Origin of the sequence: Sneathiella litorea (assembly GCF_009882915.1) — a bacterium.
In the GTDB taxonomy this organism is placed as follows: domain Bacteria; phylum Pseudomonadota; class Alphaproteobacteria; order Sneathiellales; family Sneathiellaceae; genus Sneathiella; species Sneathiella litorea.
This window is the reverse complement of sequence record NZ_WTUW01000001.1, coordinates 609,385-624,256: the sequence shown is the minus strand read 5'-3', so window position 1 is coordinate 624,256 and position 14,872 is coordinate 609,385. Positions and strand designations below refer to the sequence as shown.

Annotated in this window: 14 protein-coding genes; all 14 read right to left on the bottom strand. The window is 52.0% G+C overall.

Translation table 11 applies throughout. The features are described from left to right. The gene (locus GQE98_RS03055) at positions 1–600 is read right to left on the bottom strand and encodes a DUF3501 family protein (protein ID WP_161314062.1); all 600 of its coding nucleotides are present in this window, start codon (positions 598–600) and stop codon (positions 1–3) included. 14 nt (positions 601–614) lie between these two features. Beyond that, entirely contained in the window at positions 615–1,952 is a 1,338-nt protein-coding gene (locus tag GQE98_RS03050; RefSeq protein WP_161314061.1) for a heterodisulfide reductase-related iron-sulfur binding cluster, read from the bottom strand. 84 nt (positions 1,953–2,036) lie between these two features. Next, a complete protein-coding gene (locus GQE98_RS03045) occupies positions 2,037–2,456 on the bottom strand; it encodes a rubrerythrin family protein (protein WP_161314060.1) in 420 nt (139 codons plus the stop codon). Between the two features lie 142 nt (positions 2,457–2,598). Continuing rightward, on the bottom strand, positions 2,599–3,015 hold the full coding sequence (gene irrA / locus GQE98_RS03040; RefSeq protein WP_161314059.1) for an iron response transcriptional regulator IrrA: 417 nt from the start codon (positions 3,013–3,015) through the stop codon (positions 2,599–2,601). Between the two features lie 116 nt (positions 3,016–3,131). Beyond that, positions 3,132–4,532, bottom strand: a complete 1,401-nt coding sequence (locus GQE98_RS03035; RefSeq protein ID WP_161314058.1) for a nitronate monooxygenase — start codon at positions 4,530–4,532, stop codon at positions 3,132–3,134. Between the two features lie 147 nt (positions 4,533–4,679). After that, positions 4,680–6,782 carry a polyribonucleotide nucleotidyltransferase gene (gene pnp / locus GQE98_RS03030; RefSeq protein ID WP_161314057.1) on the bottom strand — a complete coding sequence of 701 codons (2,103 nt, stop codon included), beginning with the start codon at positions 6,780–6,782 and terminating at the stop codon, positions 4,680–4,682. 214 nt (positions 6,783–6,996) lie between these two features. Then, the gene (gene rpsO, locus GQE98_RS03025) at positions 6,997–7,266 is read right to left on the bottom strand and encodes a 30S ribosomal protein S15 (RefSeq protein WP_161314056.1); all 270 of its coding nucleotides are present in this window, start codon (positions 7,264–7,266) and stop codon (positions 6,997–6,999) included. A 14-nt stretch (positions 7,267–7,280) separates the two neighbouring features. Continuing rightward, positions 7,281–8,177 carry a tRNA pseudouridine(55) synthase TruB gene (gene truB, locus GQE98_RS03020; RefSeq protein ID WP_161314055.1) on the bottom strand — a complete coding sequence of 299 codons (897 nt, stop codon included), beginning with the start codon at positions 8,175–8,177 and terminating at the stop codon, positions 7,281–7,283. 5 nt (positions 8,178–8,182) lie between these two features. After that, on the bottom strand, positions 8,183–8,572 hold the full coding sequence (gene rbfA / locus GQE98_RS03015) for a 30S ribosome-binding factor RbfA (protein WP_161314054.1): 390 nt from the start codon (positions 8,570–8,572) through the stop codon (positions 8,183–8,185). 45 nt (positions 8,573–8,617) lie between these two features. After that, entirely contained in the window at positions 8,618–11,305 is a 2,688-nt protein-coding gene (gene infB, locus GQE98_RS03010; protein WP_161314053.1) for a translation initiation factor IF-2, read from the bottom strand. Between the two features lie 2 nt (positions 11,306–11,307). Next, positions 11,308–11,964: an RNA-binding protein gene (locus GQE98_RS03005; protein ID WP_161314052.1), complete on the bottom strand. Its 657-nt coding sequence runs from the start codon at positions 11,962–11,964 to the stop codon at positions 11,308–11,310. Further along, positions 11,924–13,489, bottom strand: coding sequence for a transcription termination factor NusA (nusA, locus tag GQE98_RS03000; RefSeq protein ID WP_161314051.1), 1,566 nt, complete (start codon positions 13,487–13,489; stop codon positions 11,924–11,926). Before nusA ends, GQE98_RS03005 begins: the two co-directional genes overlap by 41 nt. A 35-nt stretch (positions 13,490–13,524) precedes the next feature. Further along, the gene (gene rimP, locus GQE98_RS02995) at positions 13,525–14,064 is read right to left on the bottom strand and encodes a ribosome maturation factor RimP (RefSeq protein ID WP_343044135.1); all 540 of its coding nucleotides are present in this window, start codon (positions 14,062–14,064) and stop codon (positions 13,525–13,527) included. A 111-nt stretch (positions 14,065–14,175) separates the two neighbouring features. Next, positions 14,176–14,868, bottom strand: coding sequence for a tRNA (guanine(46)-N(7))-methyltransferase TrmB (trmB, locus tag GQE98_RS02990; RefSeq protein WP_161314050.1), 693 nt, complete (start codon positions 14,866–14,868; stop codon positions 14,176–14,178). Positions 14,869–14,872: the final 4 nt, after the last annotated feature.

Below are 14,872 nucleotides of genomic sequence, written 5' to 3'. Positions count from 1 at the left end.
CTAGTTGTCCAGATCCTCGGCCAAGGCTATGCGGGTATCGCCCTTGATCAAGGTAATATGCCCGTATTTTTCATGCTCTATGCCAAGCTGAACTTCTGTTGCGTGATCCTTGAATGCCGATTTCTGGGCGTCCGTCAGCGGAAAATGCAGGAAATGGATTGAGGAGGCTTTCCCATCCTCTGTTGTACGCTCCACTTCCTGTTCTGGGACCGCGTAAATTTTCTCTCCGCCGACAGAGAGATAGATCGTCTTCTCGATATGGCCAAGTTGGCGCAGCATAAAATCACGACGGACCGGGTCATCAATCTCAATCATGAAAGTTGCGACTAATTCCGATCCGTTTGGAATGAGGGGGTTATAAGCCGCGAGCTCGTCTTGAAGTTGTTCATCGCCACCCTGCTCGATATACAGCATTTCCTGGATCTGCGACCACATGGTCTCATAATTCTCGAAGTAAAAGGTCGCAAAGGGACCAATCTCTACCCGACGGTTCTTCTTGATTGGAATAAGTTTCTGCTTGTGCTCTTTGCGGATCCTCTTGTACTCGCCGAGCGGCAGAATATCTTCTGCCGTAATTTTAAGTTTCTTAACTGCAGTCATGGTTTTCGTTCCTCTTAAAGGCCGTAGGCTTTCGCCAATAATTCTATTGGATGTAAGGCGGATTTCGCATTTACCCCTTCGGCATCAAGGTTTTCAATTCCCTGCATCAAATGTTCCGCCGCCAGCGGGCATTCCGATGCAATATATTTCGCATTGGATTTAAGGGCATTCCGGGCGGCTGGCTTGCCAACCTTAAGCGCCGTCTCATAATTCCCTTTCATGATGCCCCAGGAGCCGCCGTGGCCGGAACAGCGTTCTACAACCGTAACCTTGGCATCCGGGATGAGGCGTAGTATTTCAGCTCCCTTGGCGCCCATATTCTGAGCCCGGGCATGGCAGGCGAGATGCATGGCCATGCTGTCGCCAATCGGCTGCATGCCGTCCGCCATGCCTTCCTTTTTAGCAAACTCCATCACATATTCAGCGACATCAAATGTTGCCTTGGAAAGTTTTTCGATTGCGGCGTCGTCAGGGGCGAGCAGGGGCCATTCGAATTTCAGCATCAAGGCACAGGAGGAAACAAGTGCGATGACGTCATATCCCTTGTCAATCCAGCCACCAAGTTCGGCGGAGACTTTTTTGGCGTTTTCCACGACGCCTGCAAGGTCGCCCTGCTCCATCAGGGGCATGCCGCAGCATCCCGGATAGACAATTTCCGTCTCAATACCGTTTTTGGCGAGTACTTTTCGAGTGGCCTCACCTGTGGCGGGATTATTGTAATTGCCAAAACAAGTTGCGTAGATAACCACTTTGCGGCCATAGGCAGGCGCATCCTTGTTGATCTCCAGCGGATTGTCCTTGGCGCGGGCTTCAAGGGTCTTCGATTGGTATTTTGGTAGAGCGGCATGTTTATCGATGCCGAGTGTGGCCTCCATAATCCCGCGGGTCATCCCGTTTGATTTCTTCGTTGCCCAATTTGCGATAGGCGCAACAGGGGCGGCGAGTTTCCCATTCCGATCCGTTTTGGCGAGTTCGCGGCTTACGAACTTGTCTTTGCCGTTCTTTTTTTCAACGGCGCGATATCGCAGCATCAAATGCGGGAAATCAAGATTGAATTCATGTGGCGGCACATAGGGGCATTTGGTCATGAAGCACATATCGCAGAGCGTGCAGGCATCGACGACGGGCTTGAAATCTTCCGATGCGACGGAGTCGAGTTCCTCTGTCTCTGAGGCGTCGATCAGGTCGAACAGGCGGGGGAAGGAGTCGCAAAGATTGAAACAACGGCGACAGCCATGGCAGATATCGAATACGCGGCGTAATTCATCATCCAGCTTTTGCTCGTCATAGAAGTCGGGATTATTCCAGTCAATAATGTGCCGTGTCGGCGCGTCCAGGCTTCCTTCGCGCATAATATTCCCCCGAATGTAGGTGATTGACAACGGGGTAGCGAATTTCTCAACCCGCTACCCCGGAAATTAGAATTCGAAACCGAATTAGTCGTCGAGGTTATCGAGTGCTTTCTGGAAACGGCCAGCGTGACTCTTTTCCGCTTTGGCAAGGGTTTCAAACCAGTCGGCAATCTCGTCATGGCCTTCATCGCGTGCGGTTTTAGCCATACCAGGATACATATCTGTATATTCGTGGGTTTCACCGGCAACCGCAGCTTTCAAGTTGTCGGCAGTACCACCAATCGGTAGACCGGTTGCCGGATCGCCGACTTCTTCAAGATATTCTAGATGACCGTGCGCATGGCCGGTTTCACCTTCTGCAGTTGAGCGAAAAACCGTAGCAACATCGTTGTATCCTTCAACATCGGCTTTTTGTGCGAAGTAAAGATAACGGCGGTTTGCCTGTGATTCTCCTGCAAAGGCATCTTTCAGATTTTGTTCGGTTTTGCTTCCCGCTAGAGACATGAAGTCCTCCTGGAATGAAAATTTGGAATGAGTCTGTTCAAGGCAGAACAGGATTACCCAAATAATATAGGTCCCGGAAAAAGGGCTGTCAATAAACTAGAATTCTTCTAAAAAAGAAACTTCGCGGTGAGCTTGGATTGCCTTATCGGCGGGAAGAATTCACCCGAACAATTACGTCAACGCTGCTAATTTCCATTCCTTCGGGGAGCGGGGGAATGTTATCAACCTTGAGATCGTTTACGGCAATATCTTCCAACTTGCCGGTTTGTTCATGGAAAAAATGATGGTGCGGGGCGATATTCGTATCAAAATAAGACCGGCTGGAATCGACTACCACCTCTCTCAAGAGGCCTGCGGAGGTAAATTGATGGAGGTTATTGTAAATAGTCGCAAGGGAAATTGCGACCCCGGCTTCAATCGCTTCACTATGCAGACGTTCAGCTGTGATATGGCGGTCGCCATCGGCATACAACAACTGCGCCAGCGCCAAGCGCTGCTTGGTCGGTCGCAACTGTGCATTCCTTAGTTTTTTTTCCAAATCAACCAATTCAGACTGCATGATTAGACTATACTCTATAAATCGTACACCTTCCCAGCGAAGGATATCAATATAATTATATAGTACTTATTTTAATAATTCAAATCTGCAACAGAATGTTTATGAGCGTTTGTGGTTTATTTTCCTGTCATAATCCGCTCAATAAGCTGTTTTACCGTTGGAATAAACCCATTTGCGTAGAACGGATCGGTGGCGAAGCGATATGCGCCATGTCCGGCAAACATGAGGTTATTCTCAATATTCGCTTCGGAATGAATGACATCCTGCAGGGTTTTCTGGATGCAGAAACTCCTCGGGTCAGCTTTTCGGCCTGTATTGCCCTTGTCGCCTTCTGCCCAGTTTGAGAACGAACATTGGGATAGACAGCCCATGCAATCTATCTGATCCTTGCGGATTTCACCCATTTTTCCAGGAGAGACGAAAATCAGCGTTGAATCTGGCGTTTTCATTGCTTCCGTATAGCCTGCGGCAACCCAACTTTCTGCGCGGGATTTATCATCCGCCGTCAGATATACCTCCCGCTTGCGCGCACCGGTTCCGAACGCGGTATTATGCGCTCCGACTGGCTCATTCGAAAAGGCAACCTGCCGTTCCGAGCGGGCTTTTAGTTCATCCAGGAAGTCGTTACGTACCGCTGAAGACCAGAAACCCGTCGGGCTGAATTTGTTGAGAAAGACATCGCCCTTACTCAGGGTACCCAGCTTTTTCTTCCAGGCGTCGGATATGGGGCTTTCCTTCGTGAGCAACGGCCGTGTGCCGAACTGGAAGGCGATCGGGCCAATTTCCGGGTTATCCAGCCAATGTTCCCATTCGTCGACATGCCAAACCCCGCCAGCCATGATGATAGGGACATTGTTCAGGCCAATCTCATTCATCAGCTTTCGCAGATCCGCAACGCGTGGGTATGGATCCTCGGGAACTAATGGATCTTCACTGTTGCTGAGACCGTTATGCCCACCGGCAAGCCACGGGTCTTCATAAACGACGCCGCCCAGCCAGTCGGAGAATTTGTGGTAGGCCCGCTTCCAAAGAGCGCGAAAAGCGCGCGCGGAAGAAATAATCGGGTAATAATGAACTTTGTAGTCAGAGGCGATCTGCGCGATCCGATAAGGCATGCCTGCACCACAGGTGATACCGTGGATAAGGCCTTTCGTTCCTTCTAGAACACCGTGCAGTATGCGCTCTGCGCCGCCCATCTCCCAGAGCACATTCATGTGAATGCGCCCTTCGCCGCCGGCTAGTTCATGGGCAATCTGTGCCTGCGTAATGCCACCCTGAATGCCATAAGCAACCAACTCTTCATGGCGGTCACGACGGGTGCGGCCATGGTAAACCTGTGGGATAATGTTGCCAGCATCGTCAAAACTATCGGCATTGACACCGGAAAATGTTGCAACACCGCCCGCTGCCGCCCAAGCACCTGAACTCTGGCCCGATGAGACAGCAATTCCTTTTCCTCCCTCAATAAGGGGAAGAACTTCCTTGCCTGACAAGATAATTGGATTTAACGGCTTCACGAGACATTTCCTATGGTTGCATACCTGAGCACTAACCTAACACTTAAGGCATGGTAGCCCAAGCATCAAGAGACATCTAAAAACAAGGGCGGCCGGACAATCGCGTCCGCACCGCCCTTGATACTTAATATAGTTGACGTCGACGTATTATTCCTGCGTCGCTGTCTTTTCTTCTTCTGCAAGGACAGCCTTCATGGAAAGCCGTACTTTACCGCGACCGTCTATCTCAAGGACTTTTACGCGGACTTCGTCCCCTTCGTTGACCACATCAGTGACCTTACCAACGCGTTGCGGCGCCAGTTCGGAAATATGGACAAGACCGTCCCGATTGCCAAAGAAATTTACGAATGCACCAAAATCAACAACCTTCACGACTTTACCTGTATAGATCACGCCAACTTCCGGATCATCCACAATGGACTTGATCCAGTTGATGGCCGCATCGGCACTTTCGGTGGTTGTTGCTGCGACTTTGACGGTACCGTCATCTTCAATATCGATTTTTGCGCCAGTGACTTCGCAAATTTCGCGAATAACCTTGCCGCCTGTACCGATAATATCACGAATTTTGTCCTTATGGACTTGCAGCTGCGTGATGCGCGGTGCACCGTCGCGGACGCCATCGCGGGCGCTGTCGATGGCTTTACCCATTTCCTTCAGGATATGAAGGCGGCCTTCTGTCGCCTGGTCCAGCGCAATGCGCATGATTTCCTCGGTAATTCCGGAAATCTTGATATCCATCTGCAGGGATGTAATCCCCTTGTCGGTTCCAGCGACCTTAAAGTCCATATCACCGAGATGGTCTTCGTCGCCGAGGATATCGGAAAGAACCGCAAACTTGCCGTCTTCTTCCAGGATAAGTCCCATGGCGATACCTGCAACAGGGCGGTCCAGTGGAACGCCTGCGTCCATGAGAGCAAGTGACGTTCCGCACACCGTCGCCATGGAGGAAGAGCCGTTGGACTCAGTCACTTCCGAGACAATCCGCAATGTGTAGGGAAACTTGTCCTTGGCAGGAAGCAGCGGATGGATTGCGCGCCAGGCGAGCTTGCCATGTCCCACTTCACGACGGCCGGTAAAGCCGATACGTCCCACTTCGCCGACTGAGTAAGGCGGGAAGTTATAGTGGAGCATGAAGTTTTCGCGATATTCGCCTGCAAGTGCATCGACGATCTGTTCATCCTGACCAGTACCGAGCGTCGCAACAACGAGAGCCTGTGTTTCACCGCGTGTGAAAAGGGCAGAGCCATGACTACGTGGCAGTGAACCAATTTCTGCAACGATCGGACGAACCGTCTTGGTATCGCGTCCATCGATGCGGTTTCCGGTTGCGATGATGTTTCCGCGAACGATCTTTTTCTCGATCTTTTTCAGAATTCCGCCTGCCGCATCACGCTCTTCTTCTTCAAGAGACTCGATAGCAGCTGCCTTTGCGGCAGAAATTTTGTCTGAACGCGTCTGCTTGACCTGTTCTTTATAGGCTTCGGTGAGGGCGGCTTCAGCAGCGGCCTTAACTTTAGCTTCCAGATCTTTATCGGTTTCCTCAGGCGCAAAATCCCAAGGCTCCTTTGCACAGGCTTCTGCAAGTTCGATAATCGCATCGATGACCGTCTGCATTTCCCGGTGGCCATACATTACGGCACCGAGCATTTCTTCTTCGCTGAGCTCATGGGCTTCTGATTCAATCATCAAGACCGCTTCGGACGTTCCGGCGATGACAAGATCCAGTTTGGTGCCGTCCATTTGTCCGGCAACAGGGTTCAGCACATATTCGCCGTCCACATAGCCAACACGGGCTGCGCCAACCGGGCCGAGGAAAGGTATGCCGGAAATCGTTAGTGCGGCAGAGGCGCCAACAAGAGCGACGATATCCGGATCATTTTCCATATCATGGGCAAGAACCGTACAAATAACCTGGGTTTCATTTTTGAAACCACTTACGAATGAGGGGCGCAGAGGCCGATCGATCAGGCGAGAGGTGAGCGTTTCTTTTTCGCTCGGGCGACCTTCGCGTTTAAAAAAGCCGCCTGGAATTTTACCGGCAGCAAAAGCTTTTTCCTGATAATTAACCGTCAGCGGGAAGAAATCCAGCCCCGGCTTCTGTTTTCTTTCGGCAACAGCGGTACAAAGAACCTGCGTGCCACCATATGTGATCATAACTGCACCGTCAGCCTGACGGGCAACTTTTCCAGTTTCCATTACGAGCGGACGTCCGCCCCACATCACTTCCTTGCGATGTACTTCAAACATTTTTTTTCCTTCCAACGCAGGATCAGCCCCATGCTGTCCTGCCTAATCTGAGACCCTATGCCTCAGTCCTTTTCCTTATCTCATCTTAACTTTGCATCTAAATGAAGCTTTGCTTCCTAAACGCGGCAAACGCCGATGTGCAATGGGTAAACCCAAGGCAGACACCGGCGCTTGTTGGGAAAGCGGCTGTATGACAGATCCGCACAACTCTTTATTATTTACGAATACCAAGGCGTTTAATCGTTTCCTGGTAACGTGATTCTTCGACTTTCCGGAGGTAGTCGAGCAGGCGACGACGGCGGCTGACCATTTTTAGGAGGCCGCGGCGTGAATGTACATCGCCTTTATGTTCTTTGAAATGATCCGTGAGATTGCTGATCCGTTCGGTCAAAATGGCAATCTGCACTTCCGGGGAGCCAGTGTCCCCATCCTTCGTCGCATATTCCTTGATCAGGTCTGCTTTTCTTTCTGCAGTGATCGACATCGTGTTCTCCTGTGTTAAATATTGAAAATCCGGACTGGATACAGCCTTTCAGTCTCGACCTTTGCGATACCAATAGGGATGTCTCCGTCCATGGCGCAGACAATACCGTCTGCTTGATTTGGGACCGCCACGTCATTGCCGTGCCGCAAACGAACTGCCTGTGGTTCCGTTACGGCCAGAGCCGGGATGTCGTCCAGCGCGGTCGTAAGAGGAAGCAAGCCTCCAAATTCTGCGGGACACTGCCACAGCTTTGTTAATTTATCCAGTGAAATCGCATCCTGTTCCCAAAAAGGACCGACACGAATGCGCCGAAGGGCTGACAGATGTGCAACAGTACCGAGTTTTAACGCGATATCGCGTGCAAGTGAGCGGATATAGGTGCCCTTTCCGCAGGTTACCTCAAAAATGGTGTGATCATTATCTATAACCTCGATTATCTTCAAGGTCTCTACTTGGACCTCTCGCTCGGGCATATCAATGTCTTCTCCGGCACGCGCAAGCTTGTAGGCGCGTTCTCCCTTTATCTTGATTGCTGAGAATGCGGGGGGGCGTTGACGGATTGTGCCCATAAATGACGGTAAGATCGCCTTGATATCTATCAGATCCGGACGAACTTCAGATACCTCCTGCACTTCGCCTTCGATATCATCGGTATTGCGGGCTTCTCCCCAACGCATGGTAAAGCGATACTGCTTGGTGTCGTCGACGATATAACCAACGGTTTTTGTCGCCTCACCGAGAGCAATTGGTAAAACTCCCGTCGCAAAGGGATCAAGTGTGCCTGCATGCCCGGCTTTTTGGGCATTTGTGATGCGTTTGATCCGGCTGACGACCTGAGCGGAGCTTAAGCCCGCTTCCTTGTCTATATTAAGCCATCCGTGAATAGGGATGCCGCGCCGCTTTCTTGCCATAGATGTTAACTGGGCTCTTCGGGCAACCGATTTTTCCGGATCAGGGCGTCAATATGGCTTCCATACTCAAAGGAGTCGTCCTTCCTGAATACAAGCTTCGGTGTGAATTTCATGGTAAGTTGCCGACCCATTTCGCTCTGAATGACGCCTGCTGTGCGATTAAGCCCGGCAATAACAGCCTCTTCATTCACGCCGCCAAGGGTTGTCAGATAGACAGTCGCATTTCGCATATCCGGGCTGGGTTTAACTTCCGTTATCGTCACCGAGTTACCTGCGACATCCGCGTCATGAATCAGGTCTTTCGCCAGAATACCCGAGATAATGTGACGGAGTTCTTCTCCGACACGCAATTGCCGCTTGCTCGCGGTTCTTGGACCGCGTTTCGAATGTGCCATGAGAATTCTCCCGCGAATTTAACGCGATGTTATGAAAAAGGGGCCCTAAAGCTCGCGGGCCACTTCCTCGATTTCAAAGCATTCGATGAAATCGCCAACCTTCAGATCATGATAATTCTCGAACGCCATACCGCATTCCATGCCGGATTTCACCTCTTTGACTTCATCCTTGAAGCGTTTAAGAGTTGAAAGCGTTCCCTCATGAATTACCACATCATCACGCAGAAGGCGCACTTTTGCACCACGCTTGACGTTGCCTTCGGTAACCATGCAACCACCGATCTTTCCGACTTTCGAAATGTTGAAGACTTCGCGAATCTCTGCATAACCGAGGAAATTCTCGCGTAAAGTCGGTGCCAACATACCTGAAAGCATCGCTCTCATATCATCGATGACATTATAGATCACCGAATAGTACTGAATGTCGATGCCCTGCTGCTCAGCCTCATCACGAGCCTGTTTGTTCGCGCGGGTGTTGAAGGCAATAATGATTGCCCGTGACGCCGCTGCCAGGGCAACATCGGATTCCGTAATGCCGCCGACCCCGGATAAGAGTACCTTCACCGCAACTTCATCCGTCCCGAGATTTTCAAGGGCGGTGGTGATGGCTTCAGCAGAACCTTGTACATCGGCCTTGATCAATACCGGCAGTTCATCCGCGGTACCTTCTTTAATGGCTGTGAACATCTGTTCAATCGTGCCCCGAGCGGTCGCCGTAACCTTCTTGTCCTTATCCAGACGCTGACGGTAAGTGGCAATTTCTTTCGCCTGACTTTCCGTTTCGGTGACAACGAAATCATCACCTGCTGTCGGAGTTCCCTGAATACCCAGAACCTCAACAGGGACGGAAGGACCGGCTTCTTCTACATTCTGGCCGCGATGATCGAGCAGAGCACGTACTTTACCCATTGCCGGGCCCATCACGAAGTAATCACCAACATGCAGTGTACCACGATTGACAAGAACGGTGCCTACCATGCCGCGGCCTGTCTCGAGCTTAGCCTCGACAACCGTACCGTGCGCCGAACGGTTAGGGTTGGCTCTCAGCTCAAGCACTTCCGCTTGAAGCAGGATTGCTTCTTGGAGCTTGTCCAGTCCGGCGCCTGTTTTCGCGGATACTTCCACATCCAAGACGTCGCCGCCCATATCCTCGACAAAGATCTCATGCTGGAGCAGTTCCTGCCGCACCTTGTTCGGGTCTGCAGCTGGCTTGTCGCATTTGTTGATGGCGACAATAATCGGCACTCCGGCCGCCTTCGCGTGTTTGATGGCTTCAATGGTTTGCGGCATGACACTGTCGTCGGCGGCAACCACGAGAATAACAATATCGGTTACCTGAGCGCCACGCATACGCATGGCCGTAAAGGCCTCATGACCGGGGGTGTCAAGGAACGTAATGACTTCACCTGCGGCAAGAGTTACCTGATAGGCGCCAATGTGCTGTGTGATACCGCCTGCTTCACCGGAGACGACATCTGATTTTCTCAGGGCATCCAGTAGGGACGTTTTACCATGGTCGACATGACCCATGACGGCAACAACCGGTGCACGGGGCTGAAGAGTTTCCGGTGAATCTTCCTCTTCACCACCAAGTCCGATTTCAACGTCGGATTCGGCAATACGGCGCGCTTTATGACCCAGCTCCTCAACCACCAGTTCCGCCGTATCCGCATCAATAGTCTGGTTGGCTGTTGCCATGATTCCCAGTTTCATCAACGCCTTGATCACATCAACAGAGCGCTCTGACATGCGGTTGGCAAGTTCCTGTACGGAGATGACCTCCGGAATGGTAACCTCGCGGAAAATCTTCTGCGGCGGTTCAGCAACCTGCTGCTGCTTCTTGCGGGCGCGTCGAAGAGAGGCCAAAGACCGTTGCTTTGGTCCGCGGTCATCCAGCGCTTCGCCGATGGTGAGACGGCCTGAGCGGCGACGTTGCTCGTTCGGCTTGCGAGTTGGGGAGGGGCGCTCCTCAGCTCCGCGTGTTTGTTTCGGCGCTTTCTTGCGGCCACCAGCGAGATCATCACTTGGCTGGTTACCACCTTCAACTGTTCGAGGAGCACGTGGCGTCGTTTTTGCTTCGCGACGAAGTTCCTCATCTTTCGCAGTTGATTTGACTTTCTCGCGATGGACGGCAACTTGTGCATTTTTGGTTGCGTTTGCCTCTTCCAACAGGCGGCGCGCCTCTTCTTCTTCCGCACGCCGTCGTTCTTCGGGAGAGCGACGTTTTACCGGTTTTGCAGGCTCCGCTTGCGCTTCTGCTTCTTGTGCAGTTTCGGCGTCTTCAGGCGGCTGCTCTGCAGCTTTTTTCTTTGCCTCTTTGGCTTCTGCCTCTTCGCGGGCTTTTCGCTCTGCGGCTTCGCGCAGGGATTGCTCACGTGCGATCTCTAACGCCGCTACGCGCGCCGCTTTTTCGTCACTGGTCAAAAGATCCTTCGCATCTTTTGGAGCTCTGGATTTAGGGGCCTCCGGCGCTTTCTTCCGGTCCGTTGCAGGTTTTGCAACATGCAGGACTTTCTTTTCCGAATCCGGAGCTGCAGGTTTGGTCGCCGCCGGTTTTTGGTTGCCAAGGCCCAGAGTGCTGCGTTTTTTGCGCACTTCCACCTGCACGGTCTTTGAGCGACCATGGGTAAAGCTCTGACGGACCTGACTATTGCCGCCAGCAGTCTTTTTCGCTTCTAACGGTTTATTCAGGCTAAGCGACTTACGCCCATCCTTGTCATTTGTCTCAGTCATTCTTACTCCGACACTTCGGTATTTAATTTGCTTTGGCCCCTGTACTTTTTCAGTCGGGAGACCGCCGTCAAAATCTTTTTCGTCATCATGCCGCTTGCCAAGCAGGCATGAACTACGTTCTCTTTACCCAACGCCTGACTTAGTTCAGCGACGCTGAATATGTCAATCACTGGCAATGGCCCGGCAATACGCCTGAGCTTTTGCCGTCCATCTTCTGCGCCATCGTAGGCAGCAATTAACAAGGCCGCCTTGCCAGATTTTAGCGCCTTTTCGACTTTGGCGAAACCGGCCGTTACCAGCCCACCTTTACGCCCTAGCCCCAGCAGCGCCAGAATTTGTCGCGCCAGAGATTGATCGACGGTCGTCACCAGATCTTCCGGTACTGTCACCGCCCGCTTCGCTGCTTTAGCAAACAGGCGCTTATTGACCGCCAGTTCGACTGCTTTCGCATCGCAGCTTACCCAAATTCCGCGTCCAGGCAAGATAAAGCCAATATCGTGAACCAAAAGTCCGTCAGGCGATACCGCAAAGCGAAGTAGTGCGTCTTTTTCCCGTATCTGTCCAGTGGCTATACACCGGCGCTGCGGATCACTCAAGTCTACTTCTCCGCTTCCGGCTTCAATCAGCTGGAATTTCTTCCTCTGTTTCTTCTGTTGCATCAGCATTTTCATCTTCGAACCAATGCGCACGTGCAGCCATCACGATCTGGTTAGCCTCGTCTGCCGTCAGTCCAAAGTCCCGCAAAATGCCGTCCTCAGGGCTGATGAGCTCATCGCCAGACAAATCCGCAAGATCATCAAGTTCCTTAACACCGGCTTCACCAAGGGCAACAATCATGGCTGGATTTAAAAGCTGCAAATTCACGATATCATCGCTGACACCCATTTCCTGCCGCTTTTCCTCCAACTCGGAATTGGTCTGTTCCACATGTTCCCGGGCCCGGTTATTAAGCTCCGCGGCGATTTCCTCATCGAAGCCTTCAATCTCTGCAATTTCGTTGACATCTACATACATGATGTCTTCCACAGAGGTAAATCCTTCCGAGGCCAATAGTTGGGCAATCGTCTCGTCCACATCAAGGGCTGTCATAAAGTTTTGTGTGCGCTCAGTGAACTCGGCCTGGCGTCGGTTGCTTTCCTCTTCCTCGGTCAGGATATCAATATCCCAGCCGGAAAGTTGTGAGGCAAGGCGGACATTCTGTCCGCGCCGGCCAATAGCGAGGGAAAGTTGATCGTCCGGGACAACAACCTCAATGCGGTTAGCATCTTCATCCAGTACAACTTTGGCAACTTCCGCCGGAGCGAGCGCATTGACGATGAAGCTCGCCTGATCCGGGGACCATTGGATGATATCAATTTTCTCACCCTGCAACTCGTTAACCACCGCCTGTACGCGAGAACCCCGCATACCAACACAGGCGCCAACCGGATCAATGCTCGGGTCGCTGGAGAGTACGGCAATCTTCGCCCGGCTTCCCGGGTCGCGGGCAACCGCCTTCACCTCAATAATGCCGTCATAGATCTCTGGTACTTCCTGACCGAACAGCTTCGACATAAACTGCGGATGGCTGCGCGAGAGAAAAATCTGCGGTCCGCGTGGTTCCTGACGCACGTCATAGATATACGCCCGGATGCGGTCTCCTTGCCGGAAGGTTTCCCGTGGCAGCATTTCATCGCGGCGAACAACGGCGTCGGCCTTGCCAAGATCAACGGTAACATTGCCATACTCGACTCGTTTGACGATGCCGTTGACAACCTCGCCGACGCGGTCTTTATATTCGTGATACTGGCGTTCGCGCTCTGCTTCACGCACCTTTTGGACAATAACCTGCTTGGCTGTCTGTGCAGCAATCCGCCCAAAATCAATCGGCGGGAGAGGATCTACCAACAGGTCTCCGATTACAGCGCCTTCCTTTTCGTGCTGGGCATCGGCAACAGAAATCTGTGTGGCCTCGTTCTCGACCTCTTCGGCAACTTCGCGAATGCGGGCCAGACGAATTTCACCTGTTCCCCGGTCAATATTGGCACGAATGTCATTTTCATGCCCGTATTTGGCGCGCGCCGCTTTCTGGATGGCCTCTTCCATGGCTTCCAGAACGATGTCCCGGTCGATGACCTTTTCTCGGGCAACCGCGTCAGCGACTTGCAACAATTCCAGGCGGTTTAAACTAGCTGCGTTTTCCATGACCAAATGTCCGTCTAAAAAACATGTTCACGAACTCAAGCGCTGCGGCTACTTGCTGCAATCAGTTCGTCTGTCAAAATTAATTTTGCCTTTCTCACCTCTGAAAAAGGCAGTTCCAGTCGATCGCCGTCGTCGGTCTGCATCAGGATATTGTCATCCTTAAGACCCAACAGCTTGCCGCGATATCGGCGCTGGCCTTCAACGGCCTGCTCCAATTCCACTTTTGCTTCAAACCCGGACCAGCGATCGAAATCCTTAAGCCGGGTAAGCGGCCGATCGATCCCCGGGGAGGAGACCTCAAGATCATAGGCGCCGGAAATAGGATCTTCTACATCCAATAGTGCTGAAACCATCTGGCTGACTTCCGTACAGCCTTCGATCGTCATAGTTCCATCCGGCTTTTCAGCCATGATCTGGAGCACTTTCTTTTCGTTTCCCGTCAAGCGCACCCGCACCACTTCATAACCCATGTCGTTTAGGGGTGGCGTGATCAAATCTTTAATTTTCTCGATCGCGTTCAGAGTACTTCTCGCATTTGTAACAAACCATAAAAAAACAGCGGACCAGAGGCCCACCGTCCAAACAAGCTCATCCTAACGGTGAGCGAACAGCATGTATGAGATGTATAATAGCTGAGATGCCAGCAAAGCCAAGCTTTTTCTTGCGTTAGCGATGCTGTATTTGGCCTAGAGCCGGCGGAATCGGTAGTAGACGGGTCGCAACCCCTTTTCAACCGCCTTCATCTCATAGCGCGTAGATGGCCAGTCAGCGCCGCGTTCCCGCCAATCCTCCGAACTCTCGGCAATCCAGGCAAACTTGTCGGATTGTAGCATATGCCAAAGGATCCACGTTCCGTAATCCGTGTGGTCAGTGCCGATTCGAAGTTCTGCGCCAGATTTCATGATTTGGGCAAGGGCTTCAATATTGGATCTTGAGACGAATCGTCGTTTATTGTGACCACTCTTCGGCCAGGGATCAGGGAAAAGTATGAATACACGATCGATGCTGGATTCGGGCAGTTTCTCGATTAACATCTCCGCCGCTTCATTGTGCAACCGCACATTCTGCCCGCCGTCCTCCTCAAGCTTACCAAGCAGGGTCGCAACGCCGTTGATATAAGGCTCACACCCGATAATACCAACTTCCGGATTGGCATTCGCCTGCCAGGCCAGATGTTCCCCACTGCCAAAACCAATCTCCAGCCAGAAACTGCGGCAATCTTCCGGGAAGAGAGACGGAAGATCTAGGCGATCGGTATTGAGGGGAATGGCGAGCTTTGGGAGTACGCTCTCGATCAGGCGTTTCTGGCCCTTGCGAAGGGGCTTCCCTCGGCGTCGACCATAGAGGATACGTCCGCCTTTCACCTGCCGGTCTGACATAATC

What these genes read in the sequence shown, in the direction of transcription:
- GQE98_RS03055 (WP_161314062.1), bottom strand. Translation starts at nt 600, where the DNA reads ATGACTGCAGTTAAGAAACTTAAAATTACGGCAGAAGATATTCTGCCG.
- GQE98_RS03050 (WP_161314061.1), bottom strand. Translation starts at nt 1,952, where the DNA reads ATGCGCGAAGGAAGCCTGGACGCGCCGACACGGCACATTATTGACTGG.
- GQE98_RS03045 (WP_161314060.1), bottom strand. Translation starts at nt 2,456, where the DNA reads ATGTCTCTAGCGGGAAGCAAAACCGAACAAAATCTGAAAGATGCCTTT.
- irrA (WP_161314059.1), bottom strand. Translation starts at nt 3,015, where the DNA reads ATGCAGTCTGAATTGGTTGATTTGGAAAAAAAACTAAGGAATGCACAG.
- pnp (WP_161314057.1), bottom strand. Translation starts at nt 6,782, where the DNA reads ATGTTTGAAGTACATCGCAAGGAAGTGATGTGGGGCGGACGTCCGCTC.
- rpsO (WP_161314056.1), bottom strand. Translation starts at nt 7,266, where the DNA reads ATGTCGATCACTGCAGAAAGAAAAGCAGACCTGATCAAGGAATATGCG.
- truB (WP_161314055.1), bottom strand. Translation starts at nt 8,177, where the DNA reads ATGGCAAGAAAGCGGCGCGGCATCCCTATTCACGGATGGCTTAATATA.
- rbfA (WP_161314054.1), bottom strand. Translation starts at nt 8,572, where the DNA reads ATGGCACATTCGAAACGCGGTCCAAGAACCGCGAGCAAGCGGCAATTG.
- infB (WP_161314053.1), bottom strand. Translation starts at nt 11,305, where the DNA reads ATGACTGAGACAAATGACAAGGATGGGCGTAAGTCGCTTAGCCTGAAT.
- GQE98_RS03005 (WP_161314052.1), bottom strand. Translation starts at nt 11,964, where the DNA reads ATGCAACAGAAGAAACAGAGGAAGAAATTCCAGCTGATTGAAGCCGGA.
- nusA (WP_161314051.1), bottom strand. Translation starts at nt 13,489, where the DNA reads ATGGAAAACGCAGCTAGTTTAAACCGCCTGGAATTGTTGCAAGTCGCT.
- trmB (WP_161314050.1), bottom strand. Translation starts at nt 14,868, where the DNA reads ATGTCAGACCGGCAGGTGAAAGGCGGACGTATCCTCTATGGTCGACGC.